Genomic DNA, 14,396 nt, shown 5'->3' on the forward strand with positions numbered 1-14,396 from the left:
ACTCTTCGGTTAGACCTGCCCGCCAACACCTTTGAATTTTTCGACAAAGGCGGCAATCTTCTCGAAGACGGTCGTCTTCTTGGTCCGAAACTGTGGGTTTAGCGGGCTCATTTTAGGGAGTATGGCATTGAGGTCAGCACCGTTTTCACTTGCAAATTCACGTTTTATGGAAGCAGAAATATAGCGCCTTGCTGCATCAGAATTTAGATCTTCCGACCTGATAAGCTCTTCTACCTCTTTACGCTGCTCTGCCTGAGCAAAAGAGAAAAATGCATCAATCACACCTGCCTTATCATCAATCTGATCAAGATCAGTCTGGTTGATAAAGTCCACAATCAGGCTCTCTTTGGCACGACTTCCAACGCTGCCGCGAATTACGCGGCGAGCATCCTCAATCAGATCCCCTTTGCTCTTCACCTTTTTGTTTTTCTCAAAGATGAGCTCAAGGATGTAGTCGAGGTTAATCTCCTGCGATTTCAGAAGATCCACTTCGAAAACGACATCGTCCCACTCAATATTACTTTGTTCTTGCTCAGCCGAAGACTTTTCCCGGCGCAGCCAATCGCGAATGTCGTTGTATGTTGATCTATAGTCTTGAACTGCTCGGTCTGAAGGCAGTTCTATCGCCTCCAGGTCACGTAGATCTTCGTCGCTCAAATAGTGCTTATGCTTGAACTCCTCGACGGCAGCTGGATCTGTTAAATCCAGCCCCTGATAGGCTTTCAATGCTGAAAATTCGTCGTAGTTCCTGAGCACATTCTCAACTCTCAGATACTCACCAAAGAGCTTCGCGAACTCCTTTTTATCTACTTCTTTGACAATCTCGTCTGGCTTTGGAAAGCGCTCGGTTAGCTCCCTGACAACATCAATGAACCCGCGTCGCGCCGCGCCGGTTTCCTGATCAACGAAACCATTCATGTACTCGTCGTAGCTCTTCTCAAGCACGACGTTCTTTGTGTTCTTGTCACCGAACAGTGTGATCGCATCAACGGTCGCTTGCTCAAGGTCCCTGAACGCTACGATATTGCCGAATGTCTTGGTCGCATCGTAGATTCGGTTTGTTCTGGAGAACGCTTGCATCAGTCCATGAAAGCGGAGATTTTTGTCGACAAACAAGGTATTGAGCGTTGGAGCGTCAAAGCCCGTAAGGAACATGCCGACGACAATCAGCAAGTCGATATCCTTCGAGCGAACCCGGCTGGCAAGGTCGCGGTAGTAGTTTTGGAAACCGCTGCTATCGACACTAAAATTCGTTTTGAAAAAGGCATTATAGTCTTCGACTGCGGCGCTCAGAAACTCTTTGGCGCTGCTATTCATCGCTGACACATCGAAGCTCTCGTCCCGGATGTCCCCGATCGCATCTTGCTCTTCGTTGGCTGCGAACGAGAAGATCGTGGCAATCTTGAGCGGCTTTTCACTGCCTGCTTGCAGAGTGTTTAAGGTTTCATAATAGAGCTTTGCGGCGTCTACACTATTGACGGCAAACATCGCATTGAACCCACTGCTGCCTGCTTGCATCCGGTGAGTTTTTTGACGGAAATTGTTCAGAATATACTGCGAGACCTCCCGAATACGTTCTGGATGAAGAAGCGCTTTCTTGTTTTCAGCGGCACTGAGCTTTTTCTCGTCCTGCTCTGTTTCGATGGCCTTGAACCGGGGACGCACATCGTTGTAGTCGACCTTGAACTTTAGAACCTTTTCATCGCGAATGGCATCGGTGATCACATAGGAATGCAGCTCCCGCCCAAACACGCTTGCGGTCGTTTCAGCCCCTAGCGCATTCTCAGGGAAGATTGGCGTTCCGGTAAAGCCGAACTGGTAAAACCGTTTGAACTTCTTCTTCAGATTCTTCTGTGCCTCACCGAACTGACTGCGATGGCATTCGTCGAAAATGAAGACCACCTGCTGATCATAGACCGGTAGGTCACCCTCGGATTTCATCAGGTTGTTCAGCTTCTGGATCGTCGTGACGACAATTTTGTTATCGTCCTTTCCCAAGTTGCGCTTCAACCCGGCCGTACTGTCAGAGCCGTTAACACTGTCTGGGGAAAATCTCTGGTATTCCTTCATGGTCTGGTAGTCGAGGTCCTTGCGGTCCACGACGAAGAAGACTTTGTCGATGAAATCCAGCTCGGTTGCCAACCGTGCGGCCTTGAAACTCGTGAGCGTTTTGCCGGAGCCTGTGGTGTGCCAAATGAAGCCGCCGCTCTCCGGCTTCCTCCAGTTTTTCGCCTCATATGAGCTCTTGATCTTCCACAGGATGCGTTCAGTCGCAGCAATCTGATAGGGCCGCATGACCAGCAAAGTGTCGCTGACATCGAAAACCGAATACTGCAGCAAAACGTTCAGCAGCGTGCGCTTCTGAAGGAAAGTTGCGGTGAAGTCCTTAAGATCTTTGATCAGTTCATTATCAGACCTCGCCCAGTTCATTGTGAAGTCGAAGCTGTTCTTGTTGCGCTTGGTCGTGTTGGCGAAATACCGGGTGTCGGTGCCATTCGAAATCACGAAGAGCTGCAGGAACTTGAACAAAGAATGCTCGCTGTTGAAGCTTTCCTTGCTGTACCGGTGAATCTGGTTGAAGGCCTCCCGGATCGCCACGCCGCGCTTCTTCAGCTCGATCTGCACCAAGGGTAACCCGTTGACCAGGATCGTCACGTCATAGCGATTGGCGTGCGTGCCGACCTGCTCGAACTGCTTGATCACCTGCAGCTTGTTGCGGGCAATGTTCTTCTTATCGACGAGGTAGATGTTCTGGATACGCCCGTCGTCGAAGACAAAATCGTGGATGTAGTCGTCGTGAATCTTGCGGGTCTTGTCGACGATGCTGTCGCTCGGCTTGTCGAGGTATGTCTCGACAAAACGCTTCCATTCATCGCCCGAAAACGTGACGTTGTTCAGCCGCTCCAGCTGCGACCGGACGTTGGTCATCATGGCATCCGGGGTGGTAAGGGAGGGCAGAAATTCATAGCCTTGATTGACCAGATCCTGCACCAGCTCGCGCTCCAAATCGTCTTCGCTCTGGTAGCGATCAGCGGCGTCCCATTCTTTGTTGTACTTGTCGAGGACGATGAAATTCTTTGTTTCCGCGATGGTTTTTGTCTGCTCAACCATTTTGTTCGCCCTGTTTCCAATAGCCGTAATTGTTAATCAAATTGTCCAGCAAGACCGCCACGTCTTCCTTTTGCTTCTCCGTCGGGTCTGCGACTTCTTCGAAGGCAAGCTCGCGGTGACTATAGTGGTTTGTCAGCTTCTTGAGGTAATCAGCTCGACCTTCCGGCGCGGTTGAAAGAAGTTTTGTCCAATGCTCGTAACCCAGAAAATTCGCGGTCTTCTCATAGAGATTTCGTAACAGATTGAAGTGGTACTTCTGGACAACGTCCTGATCGATGGCATCTCGAAGAATACTGATCAGATGATGATGGTAAGAAAAGCTCTTATTGGCCGCCCCGTTCTTCGGCTCAAGAAGGAATTGACCAGCCACGTTGCGCTTCAAGAGGTAGCGCGCCGCTCCACTCAGCTCCTTACACAATACGTTAAAGAACAGTGGGTTGTGGGTGGTGACAATGTACCTAACACCTTCGCCATTCTCAAATCGGCTGGACGAGATCAAGCCCGCCAAGTCAATCGCCAGTTCGATCAAGTGATTTTCGTCCAGCGAACTCACTGGATCATCGATGAACACATACTCTAGATCATCATATTCGTTGTCATCACGTTGAGAGGGATCATGCTCTTTTCTGAGCGCAATAACCTCCTGCAACAATGTATAGAAAACGCTCCAGATAAGGTTGTTTTCCTCCCCCTTGGAGATTTTGACGTTGTTCTCGATGTTGTCTCCACCAGTGTAGGCAAACCGAATTTCGGGGTATGTCAAAACGTTGGCTCGTCTTCCCTCAATTTCTCTGACAACCGTTTCAGGGGGGAAGGATGGCGTGATACTGCGGCTAGTGTAGTGCTGAAAGTTGTTGACGATGTTTAACTCTTGCCCTCTATCCCTCAAGATCCAATCGACAAACGTGTTTGGCTGAATGCGGATTTTTCGGTCTTCGTCACCTTCGGTATCATTGTCCCAGACGAACAAATCCTCGGTGAAAGCGCTGTAGTATAGGAACTTTCGCCTTGCCGGGGCGGGTTCATCATCCTCCGGATTCTTCGGGGCGATCTCGTTCTTCATTACGCGAGACAGGCGGGTTTTGCCGGTGCCGTTGAAGGCATAGATCAACTGCACCTTCTTATCGGCTGCATGCAGCTGCTGTGCGATCTCCTCGAGGGTCTGGCTCATCTATGCGGCCTCCTCAGGCTTAGGGAAGCTCAAGAGGAGGTCGCGGTAGTATTCATACTGCTGCTGGCGCAACTTGATTTCACGCGGCAGGCCCTCGCTGAGCGATGTGGTCAGCGTGTCGAACTTGTCGAGGATGGCAACGATGCGCGCTTGCTCAGCAAGCGACTTTTCAGGGTCGTCGGGATGCGGCACTGCGATCAAGGTCTTCTTGATGTTGTCATTATACAACCGCTTGATCACACCGCCGTCGGACACGTGCCATTTTGCAATCTGGTAGAAGTAAAACAGGTACTTGTTCAGAACCTTGCTTTCATCATTTTCGAGCCAAACGATGTTGCTATCTTGGAAATAGGCTTCTTCCCCATCGAAGACCACGGACCGGCCGATCGTCCCACTGGCGGAAATCAGAACTTCGCCCACCTTTGGGTAACTGTATTTTCCTTTGAACTCCTCAAACAGCTCTCTGGAGATGAAGGCATTGGGTTCTCTGCCAAAGGTTCCGATTTTGAAGAACGGGATATCTCCGTCGGCCGATGTTTGGTTCTTCATCACCCGCTTACACATGCGCACTTCTCCAACCCAGCCCAGCGGCTTCCAGGCCATGTTTCCCGAAGGGTGGCTTAGAAGTTCGTCTCGGTAGTGGTTGTATTGCTGCTTGCGGGCCTTAAGCTCGGCTGTCAGCTCGGCTGTCAGCTCGGTGAAGCTATCCAGAATCCGAACAATCTCCGCTTGGATCGCCAGCGATTTTTCTGGGTCTTCAGGGCATGGGATTGGCACTGGGTATCGTATAATTTCTGGCTTGCTGCCGCGAGGCATCTTTGCCCCTTTGGAGTGCTGAATATTGTACTCAAAGAATTTTTCATCTGTGAGGACCTGATAAAGGTAACTCGGATTCACAACCTCGTCTGTTGGATGGATGACCAGAACGTCTCCGTTGGTTCCGCCTGTTCGGTCGGCAAGCCAGATCTTCCTAAGGTAGGGGCGAATATTTCCGATTAAGATGTCACCCGCTCGAAACTCAGTCAGATTGCCAGAAGTGGGCACATAGCTTGAGTCCACCCTTCCCGCTCGGTTCTGCAGAAGGTTGTCCACGCCCACATAATTTGTCTTGTCGAGGTGCTCGGAACTGATGCGCGTCTTGGAATACTGCGCGATATCGCCCAATGGCTTCCACGCCACCGAGGCCCCATCCAGCAGCTTTTCCAGAAAGCCCCGATCGCTCATGCCTCGATCTCCGCGACGATGGCGTCAATATCTGCGCGCAGCTGGTCGATCTTGGCGACAGTGGTCACCAGCTTCGCGTTCAACTCCTTGATATTGACAACCTCGCGGGTGTCCTTGGGCTCAACATAGGCGCTGACCGACAGGTTATAGTCTTTCTCGACAATCGTGTCATAGGGGACGGTTTCGGCCACGTGAGGCACGTTCCCTTTGGTGTCGAACATCTTCATGATCTCGGCAATGTGTCGGTCTTCCATGAAGTTGTTGTTCGTGCCTTTGCGGAAGAACTCCTCCCCCGTTGCATCGATGAACTGCACCGCTGTGTCGGTCTTGTTCTTGGCCAGCACCAGAATGTTCACTGCGATGGTCGTGCCGAAAAACAGGTTCGGTGCGAGGGCGATCACCGTTTCAACGAAGTTGTTGTCGACCAGATATTTGCGGATCTTCAGCTCTGCGCCGCCACGGTAAAAGATACCAGGGAAGCAAACGATCGCGGCGCGGCCCTTGGCAGACAGGTAGTGCAGCGCGTGAAGGACAAAGGCAAAATCCGCCTTCGACTTCGGGGCAAGCACACCTGCGGGGGCGAAACGCTCATCATTGATCAGGGTTGGATCGTCCGAACCCTTCCAGTTCACCGAATAAGGCGGGTTTGACACGATGGCATCAAAAGGCTTGTCATCGCCAAAGTGCGGCTCCATCAACGTGTTGCCGTGCTGAATGTTGAACTTGTCGTAGTTGATGTTGTGCAGGAACATGTTCATGCGGGCGAGGTTGTAGGTGGTGTAGTTGATCTCCTGCCCGAAGAAGCCGTCTTCGATGATGTGTTTGTCGAACTCATCCTTGGCCTGCAAAAGCAGCGACCCAGACCCCGCCGCCGGATCATAGATCTTGTTGACGCTTGTTTGGTTGTGCATCGCCAGTTTGGCGATGAGTTTGGACACGTGGGTCGGCGTGAAGAACTCGCCGCCTGACTTGCCCGCGTTGGCCGCATAGTTCGAGATCAGGAACTCATAGGCGTCACCAAACAGATCGCCTTCGTTCTCGTCGAAGTTCAACGTCACGCTTTCTACGCCTTTGAGGACTTCCGCCAGACGTTCGTTCTTTTGCTTAACCGTGTTGCCAAGGCGGTTGCTGGTGGTGTCGAAGTCAGCAAAGAGGCCAATGATGTCTTCTTCGGATGGGTAGCCACTCGCTGAAGCCTCGATCGCCGAAAAGACTTCCGCCAAGTCGGTGTTCAGGCTGTCGTTCTTGCTCGCGGCTTTAGCCACATTTTGAAAGAGCTGACTGGGATAGATGAAGTATCCCTTGGTCTTGATCGCATCGACTTTAACTTCATCCGGGATGTCAGCGTCCGACATGGCAGCATAGTCGACGCTGTCGTCACCGCCTTCGATATAGTTTGTGAAGTTCTCGCTGATGAAACGATAGAACAACGCACCCAGGACAAACTGCTTGAAGTCCCAGCCATCAACCGCGCCCCGCACGCGGTTTGCAATTTGCCAGATTTCGCGGCGCAATGCCTCTGCCTGTTGTTGTCCCGTCATTTTTGCTCCCCTTCTTGTTTTTGTTCCTGCTCGGCAATCCAGCGGTCGATCTCGCTTTTACGAAACCGCCATGCGCTTCCCACCTTGAACCCGGGAACCTTGCCCTCAGATGCGAACCGATATGCCGTTTTCTCAGCGATCTTGAGATACTCGGCGAGCTCTTTCACGGTCAAAATGTCTTCGTTGGGCATTTCGAAAATGTCCTCTCTGAGGGATATGGGTTGAAACTAGTTGAAAGGAGGCGAGGCGGCAAGCTTGGCTTGCCTGTGGTCATCCTGTTCAGCGTGAAGCAACTCCCTGGCTGCGCACCAGGGCGGTTAACCCGCCCTGGTATTGAGATCACTCGGTGACCGGGTCTTCGTCGCGGCGCGGGAAGGCGACCATTTCGACATCGGGGAACATGCTGTGTTTGACGTTGATTGACGTGATGTTGCCGCTGTCGTCGGTGTTGACGAAGAGGACGCCGCAGCGGTCCCAGAAGTTCTTGCCGTCTTTTTCGCCGGATTTGACGTTCAGTTTCAGAGTTTGAGTAGCCATTTTTTGATCCTCACTTTGAGTGTTTCGATGAACATGACCAAAGCTGGCACCAAGGGGCTGTCAGCGAGAAACTTGTCTCGCGAGGAATGCGCTGGCGCAGGGGAATTTTCTTGTTGAAGCGGGGCTTGCCCCGCGCCTGGCACGGCTGCCCGCTTATGTTCAGCAATCAGAAACACGACATTGAGGGACCGAACGTGGCACCACAAAACCGACTGCAACGTCATCAAGCATCGGAATGTCCAAGGACCTCAAAATCCGGCTGCAGCCAAACGGCTTTCGGTCAATCCAAATCAACAGCGGCCCCAGTTCACTCGCGCGCCATATCCGCTTCCTCGTGCTCGAAGGCTGTCGCCATCTCCCTGATCTCCCGCTCCGGAGCCCCCAGGGCACGGGCAACGTCACGCCAAGCCATAGTCGCTTCTGCGACCTCTGCAATGATGTGATCTGCCTCGTCGCGCTCGAGAAGATAGGATTCATGTTGCGCGCGGTGCAGGGCGATACTGGCATCCGGATTGTCGTCATCAACGTAGCTCTTAAGCATACGCGGTTGGTTCGGCACAGGGTTGATGTCGTAGGCCGGTGAGAGGTGCCATCCGCCCCGCCCGCGCAGAAATCCGTGATTGCGCATGTGGTCATCTAGGTTCGTCACGAGAATGGAGAAAGCGACGCGTCTGTAGAGCTCCTCTCGGTCTGGGCCCGGAGTGACGCTTTCTGAGGTGATAATATCGGCCAGGTCCAAATAGCTGTAGCTTTCGCCATCTTTGCCGCCCAGCATGGCCATGGCCGACATGAACGGGATCCTGCCGTCATCGTTCCGATCAAACCGATGGGACAAGAAAACCGGCTTGTCGCCAGCCATCTCAAGCGTGTGAGCCGAAACCGTAATCCCTGCGCGCCTTGCCAGCTCCAGTGCGATGGCTTCCCAGCGTTCCACGCAATAAGTGTCCGTCTCTTTCGGGAACTTGGCGACAGACAGACGGCCGTGTTGGTCAAGGATGCTGGCCTTCGGCCGAGCACCGCCCAGAGAACTTCCGGGTGCAAACAGCATTTGGAGGTCCTCAGCGGTCTCTTCCCCGCGAAGAACGCGTTGCGAGGCATGAAGCAAATCCCCGAGGCTCACGAGAGCAGGCACGCCAATGCCCTCTGGCGCTTGAAACTCGCCACCAACCTTGAAGCGCAGCGCACCCAAACGGGTCTCGTCATTTACGCCAAGCAGGTAGTCGGTTTCTTGCAGTGTTCTCGAGCGTCGCCCCTCGGCCTCTGCCATGCGCCCCTCAAAACGCCGCATCACCGTTCTGCCCCAGGTATCAGGGGCAGAATCTCCAAGCGGTGCAAGCATGTCCTGCCCGGCCTCAGGTACGAATTTCCCAGCAACAAGAGGCATGTCCGGAGAAAGCCCGAAGGCGTTTTCATCGGCAAGCCAATCGTCATGATAGGTGAATGACACCCGCTCTCTGCCCCGCCCCGCTGTTCGGTGGAGCGTGCCGACCTGTTTCAACCCTTTCCAGTCGATCCAAACCTCAACCATTTTTCAGTCTCGCGCGCTGCGGGAGGTCATCCAGAGCCATCTGCTCGCCAACCGGGTCATCGATATTCCCCCAACCTTTCAAAAGGCCGAGCGCTTGTAGCACGGCAACGTAAGTGCCGATCTTAACTGCAGGGTTCCCACTTTCGATCTTGGCGATGGTCTGCCGCGTTGTTCCGGCGCGCTGCGCGACAATCTCAGCGGTCAATTTGCGACGCAGTCGCGCAACACGAATGTTTTCCCCAAGTGTCGCGAGTTCCTTACGCGCCGCTCTGGGCATTTTGATGGGAACGGCCATAATGATACCTCCAAGCGACATTAAGCCAATATATGTTACACTGAGAAAACATTAATGTCAATTTTTGCCGCTCAATCTGACAATCCAACACCCCACCTCTTATCACGATCTATGTTTCCTCAGCATAACACTGAGTGCATTAAAGTCACCGTTAAGAAACATAAACCGGCCATCCGATTGCACCTTCAGGCTCAGCATCCTGCGTCATACGAGCTGAGAACAAAGAAGCGCTGAGGCTTAACGGCTGTCACTCCGTCACTGAGAAACTTCAGTCGAATATGTTGTCAAAATCAGATGTGGAGGCCTTACTGCGTGTGCTGACCAAAAGCTCTAGGTCGAGGGCTGCCAACAGCGCCAAGATCGTGTCGAGTTTTGTACCACCCCGCCCGGCCTCAACTTTCGATATTGTTTCCTGCCAAACGCCGCTGCGCGTGGCGAGATCGGCCTGCGTCCACTTATTCTCTCGACGAGCCAAACGGATCACATGCCCAAGATCCCTGGGAATTCGAACGAAGTTCTGCAAGCCTGCCTCCTGCGCCTATGATCTTTAGATCATAATGCCTCTATATGACCTAAAGATCATAGGCGCAGCAGTCTAGCCCGCGATAACTTACGCTGCGGCGTAATTTTCCAATTTTTGCGCTGTAGCGTAAATTTCACACCAGCGCCTCTCTTCGCCCGATGCCAGCTGCACCTCCCTAGGGGCTGCTCCATGGTCCATTGGCCTTGAGAAAAACATACCATGTTTTCTGACAAAGAGTTCGGCCCCATTCAGACTACATAAGCTCTTCGTATTGGTACAAAATTTCAGCGGTTTGAAATAGCTCTCGAGCCTTGATCCGCCGCAACAATGCTTCGGCGTCCATATCAGGATTTTTGAACCGCTCACGCATTTTCCGCAGAGCAACTACAGCTGCGAGTGGGTCAAGTTCGATTGCATCAGAAATAAACTCGTCGGCCGAGATTGCATCGATGTCAAAAGCTGCGAGTGCTTCGCTTGGGAAATCCTTAAGGTTTTCCGTCACAATTACCTGAGCGGATGTTGTGATCGCTGCAGCGGGGCCGGAAAAAACCGGCCTCGGCCAGCGACAAGATTATGTTTCTGCGCATCGCGCACGCCAGGACATTGGCGTCAATCAGTGCCGTGAAACGGTCGGCATAGTCACTCATAAAAGATCGTTCTCCATGTCCATTGCCGCGAGGTCAGACAATGCGTCAGAGCGATCAGTGTCGCGTTTCTTTTTGTATTCAAACAGATCTGCTGCTTTCACACGGCGATGGCGACCTGTTTTGAAGAAGGCGATTTCCCCGTCTTCTAGCAGCTTCACGAGGTGTGGGCGCGATACATTCAACAAATCGGCCGCTTGCTGGGTGGTCAGCTCTGCATCCACAGGGATCATCCGAAACCCTCTGCCGCTTGAAACCAACCGCAACAACTCCATCAAGGATGCCGCGAGGGCTGGAGCCAACGTCACAGGTTCAATCTGCTTCTCGCCAAATGCCAAACTCAGCTCAACGGCCTCATCACCGTTCACTTGCGAGGCAAGGATGCGGCGAAGACTGTCAGCATTTTCAATTTCAACCTGATCCGGCAAACGTTCTGCGAACGCTTCTTTTGCTTGCATCATCATGGGTTCTCTCCTTTTCCTACGATGGGATCTTGCGCCCCATTCGCAATAATCAAAATAAACGAAATAAACGTAAATGCAAGCAACGCTTCGTTCACAATTTGAAGAACCTCCGAGGTTGGTTGACCCTCTCGCCAGCAGAAAAGCTCTACGTCCGTGCCAAGCCGCATCGCCTCCGATCACCGCTTCGCTCACGCCTGCAGCCCCGCCGCCTGCACCTGCTCAGGCGTCACCAGCTTTGACGCGATCAAGTCTTCGATCTGGCGGTTCGTGATATGGCGGCAGAGGGGATGGCGCTCGTGGATCTATTCGGCGAGGCTGGCGCGTCCTTTGGCTTCGGCCTCTCAAGGCTTTTCGCAATAGGCCGTTACCTGCGTATTACCCTTCTCCAACCCCAAGAGCCTGGGATAACATTCTCCTAATGGCCCGACCCTGCGGGGCCATTACTACTTGGGAATTCTCCTTGGAGAACTCGCTGTAGATAATCCTCGAAGGCGGTACAGGCCTCGTCAAAGGATGTCTCAGGGAAAATTCTCTCACTGTCATTCTGACCCCAAGCCTTTAGCTCATTCATTGCAACGTGCAGCTGTCTGGGGGCCTCATGATCCTTTTGGACAAAGAACAGGTGGCACATCACCTTAGTTTCTTGGTTTCGATAAGAGATATAATCGTTAACGAGCGTTTCGCCCTTAATGACGTCGCCCCCAACTTTGACCTTGGTCTTATGGCCGTTCTTGGAAAAATCAAACCGTGAGAGCAGACTCGCGAGATACTCTTCTAATTTCTGCCGACTATCTCGGTTCACGGGACCAAATTTCTTATTTGCAACTGCGGGATAGGCTTTGCGCATCTGAGTTGTGACCGCCTCAACCAAATCCTCGCGCTGCTCATCTGAGACCTCAGCATGACGTTCGGCATTTGCATACGCATTCTGCAATTGCTGAACCGTCATAGTTCCTGAATTGATTTTATCAAGCAGGGTGGCGACTTGTAGCTGGATTTTCGAATTGGTCATAAATGGCCTCAAGGGTTTTTCTTTTTATCAGCATGTCGAAGGAGCTCGAATGCCAGTTCAATGTCTCTAGTTATCTGGAGCGGTAACGCTTTCAAAGGCAGCGCCCCGCGATCACTCTCGAGCACAATATCAATATATTGATATACAACATTCGGCTTGTAGAAACACAAATCGCTGCGCATCTTTGAACGCCTCTTCACTTCATCAAGCTCAAAACATCTTTTTCCATCTGGAGAAAGGGTTCGCTCACGACCAAACAACCAGCTGTCCGCCCCAAACTGTTCAAGACACTCCCATGTTCGCGCTGACTTTTCCGTTCGCGACGTCGTAAGGTTCACTGCATCCCGCAATGGCGGCCCAGCAACAAGGCGACGGTACTGTTGTCCCTGGATTTGGATCTCAAAGCGCAATCCTTCCGGGTCCGGGTTGGCCAACACCGGCTCTAGAGTTACGCAGGGGGTATTGTTGAAAAGCGCCGACCACACTTTGACGTGATGTTCTTCTGGAGCGGCATCATCATTTGAAATCAAGGCTGGGAAAGCGCTGGAAGCTGTCTCTGCAGGAACCGCCTGCTTCAGAAAATCCCTAAACGCCATCGCTTGAAACTTTTGCAGCGTTTGGGAGAAGCCAACCTTTTCCAGAAATTGGGTTTGGTTACCTTGGAACCAAAAGTTGGTTTCCCGAATTTTCGCGGGATCGAAACACTCCTGCGCCACCGCAACGAGGTGATCAAGCAAGGTGATGTAGTCAACGATGTATTGCCTGTGTTCACTCAAGACCTGACTGGTTTCGAACCAGCGCCGCAACCCCGCAGCCAAGTCTTTGTACAGAACTGTTTCCCAGCCCTTTGGGATTTCAAACCCCGGCGACACCAACGTCAGAAGATACCTCTTGTCCACACTTGGGAGTTTCGTGCTGTAGCGTCGAAGTTGTGCAAAATCTGGGTAGCTCTTCACCTTATTCTCAACAATGAGAACAGGGTTTTCACCATCGTAAACAACAAGATCTAGGTTCTGCTCTTCACGCGCGATCTTGCAATTTTCGACCGACAGATCAAATACATGTGCCAGAGCGCGAGGATATGCTTCGAAAAGCCACGACAAGAAATCCGAGTGAAACAGCTCTCGTGATCCCAGCGACATTCGCTGCATTGGAGAGGCCTCAAGCCATGCAATTGAATCTCTTAATGCGCTCAAAACAAAATCTTCTTTCACTTAGCCATGTTGCTTTAATCAAGCCACTCACCTCCGTGTCAATGGCTGGACCTATGCCTGCAGCCCCGCAGTTCGAACCTGTTCGGGCGTCACCAGCTTTGATGCAATCAAATCCTCGATCTGGCGGTTCGTGATGTGGCGGCACAGGGGGTGGCGCTCGTGGATCCACTCGGCGAGGCTCGCACGGCCTTTGGCTTCGGCTTCTCGTGCTTTCTCACGATCCGCCTGGATCTGGGCCAGTCCCTTTTCCCACCGCCGCATCTTGAACCAGTTGTCCGAGAAACAGACCTTGCTGCGCGTAAAGCCCTCGCTTTCCTTGGCATAGGCTTTGATCGCCTGCAGCAGGTCATCGGGCTCCACCCCGGCCTTCACGGCTGCTGCGATCAGGCGCAGACTGGTTCGCCGGTCTCGGATCCTGTCTTCAGGATAGGCCGCCAAGATCTTCTCAGCTTCAGGATTTTTAACCTCCGCCGCCGCCTCGCGCCTGCGCGTAGGTGGTTTATGGATGGTTTTAGGATGGTTTGGGGTCCACCGTGAACCCCGTACCCCGTTCACCGTGGACCCCGTACCGGGTTCAGGCTGGACGGGGTTCACAGTGACCCCCGTCTCAATATCGGGCTCGGCCGTGGGTTCGAGCGCGGCCACGCGCTCCAGAACGATGCGGTAAATGACAGTGTAGCCGTTCTTGCAATGCCGCCGCCCGGTCTCGATCAAGATGCCTTCACGCAGGAAATCGATGATCGTGCGCTTCACAGTGCTCTCGCTGAGCTCTGTGTGGCGCTGAATCGTCCCTTTCGAACACCAGATGCCCGAGCCGTCATCGCTCGCCTTGTCAGCAAGGAACATGATGATCTGCTTGCGCGCGGCGCTGCCAAAGCGGCGCTCGGCGCATTCATTTGCGATGCGCCAGCTCATGATCTCACCGCCAATTTGGTTGAGGTCAGACCGGAAATGCCGTAGGTATTGGGACGGAAATATTCTTCTATGCCGTTGAGGTGGGTGGCCGCCCCCTCAGCGGTTTTTCTTTGCCCTTTCGCCAGAGCGGGAGACTGTGAAAAACCGTTTACTTGGGCCTCGTAACCTATTGAAAAGTGATCCTGAACGAAACAAGTCCGTTTACAATTTTTCCTTT

At 52.7% G+C, this 14,396-nt stretch carries 14 protein-coding genes; all 14 read right to left on the bottom strand.

Annotated elements, in window-relative coordinates; all coding sequences use genetic code 11:
* Positions 1–9: 9 nt before the first annotated feature.
* Positions 10–3,111, bottom strand: coding sequence for an HsdR family type I site-specific deoxyribonuclease (locus tag phaeop14_RS10355; protein WP_096789479.1), 3,102 nt, complete (start codon positions 3,109–3,111; stop codon positions 10–12).
* The gene (locus phaeop14_RS10360) at positions 3,104–4,282 is read right to left on the bottom strand and encodes an ATP-binding protein (protein WP_096789480.1); all 1,179 of its coding nucleotides are present in this window, start codon (positions 4,280–4,282) and stop codon (positions 3,104–3,106) included. The genes phaeop14_RS10355 and phaeop14_RS10360 overlap by 8 nt, the downstream gene beginning before the upstream one ends.
* On the bottom strand, positions 4,283–5,506 hold the full coding sequence (locus tag phaeop14_RS10365; protein WP_096789481.1) for a restriction endonuclease subunit S: 1,224 nt from the start codon (positions 5,504–5,506) through the stop codon (positions 4,283–4,285).
* The gene (locus phaeop14_RS10370) at positions 5,503–7,047 is read right to left on the bottom strand and encodes a type I restriction-modification system subunit M (RefSeq protein ID WP_096789482.1); all 1,545 of its coding nucleotides are present in this window, start codon (positions 7,045–7,047) and stop codon (positions 5,503–5,505) included. The genes phaeop14_RS10365 and phaeop14_RS10370 overlap by 4 nt, the downstream gene beginning before the upstream one ends.
* The gene (mads1, locus tag phaeop14_RS10375) at positions 7,044–7,238 is read right to left on the bottom strand and encodes a methylation-associated defense system helix-turn-helix domain-containing protein MAD1 (RefSeq protein WP_058239057.1); all 195 of its coding nucleotides are present in this window, start codon (positions 7,236–7,238) and stop codon (positions 7,044–7,046) included. Before mads1 ends, phaeop14_RS10370 begins: the two co-directional genes overlap by 4 nt.
* Positions 7,239–7,386: 148 nt before the next feature.
* Positions 7,387–7,584 (bottom strand): hypothetical protein, encoded by a 198-nt coding sequence (locus tag phaeop14_RS10380; RefSeq protein WP_035262952.1) that lies wholly within the window; start codon positions 7,582–7,584, stop codon positions 7,387–7,389.
* Positions 7,585–7,891: 307 nt separating this feature from the next.
* Positions 7,892–9,112 (bottom strand): type II toxin-antitoxin system HipA family toxin, encoded by a 1,221-nt coding sequence (locus phaeop14_RS10385; RefSeq protein ID WP_096789483.1) that lies wholly within the window; start codon positions 9,110–9,112, stop codon positions 7,892–7,894.
* Positions 9,105–9,407, bottom strand: coding sequence for a helix-turn-helix domain-containing protein (locus phaeop14_RS10390; protein ID WP_096790284.1), 303 nt, complete (start codon positions 9,405–9,407; stop codon positions 9,105–9,107). The genes phaeop14_RS10385 and phaeop14_RS10390 overlap by 8 nt, the downstream gene beginning before the upstream one ends.
* Before the next feature lie 268 nt (positions 9,408–9,675).
* A complete protein-coding gene (locus tag phaeop14_RS10395) occupies positions 9,676–9,930 on the bottom strand; it encodes a helix-turn-helix domain-containing protein (protein WP_096789484.1) in 255 nt (84 codons plus the stop codon).
* 253 nt (positions 9,931–10,183) lie between these two features.
* Positions 10,184–10,432: a VapC50 family PIN domain-containing toxin gene (locus tag phaeop14_RS19790; protein ID WP_202820829.1), complete on the bottom strand. Its 249-nt coding sequence runs from the start codon at positions 10,430–10,432 to the stop codon at positions 10,184–10,186.
* Between the two features lie 141 nt (positions 10,433–10,573).
* A complete protein-coding gene (locus phaeop14_RS10405) occupies positions 10,574–11,038 on the bottom strand; it encodes a helix-turn-helix domain-containing protein (RefSeq protein WP_096789485.1) in 465 nt (154 codons plus the stop codon).
* Between the two features lie 415 nt (positions 11,039–11,453).
* Positions 11,454–12,050 (bottom strand): hypothetical protein, encoded by a 597-nt coding sequence (locus phaeop14_RS10415; RefSeq protein ID WP_096789486.1) that lies wholly within the window; start codon positions 12,048–12,050, stop codon positions 11,454–11,456.
* 8 nt (positions 12,051–12,058) lie between these two features.
* Positions 12,059–13,264 carry a PD-(D/E)XK nuclease family protein gene (locus tag phaeop14_RS10420; RefSeq protein ID WP_145957399.1) on the bottom strand — a complete coding sequence of 402 codons (1,206 nt, stop codon included), beginning with the start codon at positions 13,262–13,264 and terminating at the stop codon, positions 12,059–12,061.
* Positions 13,265–13,315: 51 nt separating this feature from the next.
* Entirely contained in the window at positions 13,316–14,179 is an 864-nt protein-coding gene (locus phaeop14_RS10425) for a hypothetical protein (protein ID WP_096789488.1), read from the bottom strand.
* Between the last annotated feature and the right edge of the window lie 217 nt (positions 14,180–14,396).

The organism is Phaeobacter piscinae (assembly GCF_002407245.1).
Taxonomy (GTDB): Bacteria; Pseudomonadota; Alphaproteobacteria; order Rhodobacterales; family Rhodobacteraceae; genus Phaeobacter; species Phaeobacter piscinae.

Excerpts from the sequence above, each read along its gene's own strand:
- phaeop14_RS10355 (WP_096789479.1), bottom strand. The coding sequence starts at position 3,111 with ATGGTTGAGCAGACAAAAACCATCGCGGAAACAAAGAATTTCATCGTC.
- phaeop14_RS10360 (WP_096789480.1), bottom strand. The coding sequence starts at position 4,282 with ATGAGCCAGACCCTCGAGGAGATCGCACAGCAGCTGCATGCAGCCGAT.
- phaeop14_RS10365 (WP_096789481.1), bottom strand. The coding sequence starts at position 5,506 with ATGAGCGATCGGGGCTTTCTGGAAAAGCTGCTGGATGGGGCCTCGGTG.
- phaeop14_RS10370 (WP_096789482.1), bottom strand. The coding sequence starts at position 7,047 with ATGACGGGACAACAACAGGCAGAGGCATTGCGCCGCGAAATCTGGCAA.
- mads1 (WP_058239057.1), bottom strand. The coding sequence starts at position 7,238 with ATGCCCAACGAAGACATTTTGACCGTGAAAGAGCTCGCCGAGTATCTC.
- phaeop14_RS10380 (WP_035262952.1), bottom strand. The coding sequence starts at position 7,584 with ATGGCTACTCAAACTCTGAAACTGAACGTCAAATCCGGCGAAAAAGAC.
- phaeop14_RS10385 (WP_096789483.1), bottom strand. The coding sequence starts at position 9,112 with ATGGTTGAGGTTTGGATCGACTGGAAAGGGTTGAAACAGGTCGGCACG.
- phaeop14_RS10390 (WP_096790284.1), bottom strand. The coding sequence starts at position 9,407 with ATGGCCGTTCCCATCAAAATGCCCAGAGCGGCGCGTAAGGAACTCGCG.
- phaeop14_RS10405 (WP_096789485.1), bottom strand. The coding sequence starts at position 11,038 with ATGATGATGCAAGCAAAAGAAGCGTTCGCAGAACGTTTGCCGGATCAG.
- phaeop14_RS10415 (WP_096789486.1), bottom strand. The coding sequence starts at position 12,050 with ATGACCAATTCGAAAATCCAGCTACAAGTCGCCACCCTGCTTGATAAA.
- phaeop14_RS10425 (WP_096789488.1), bottom strand. The coding sequence starts at position 14,179 with ATGAGCTGGCGCATCGCAAATGAATGCGCCGAGCGCCGCTTTGGCAGC.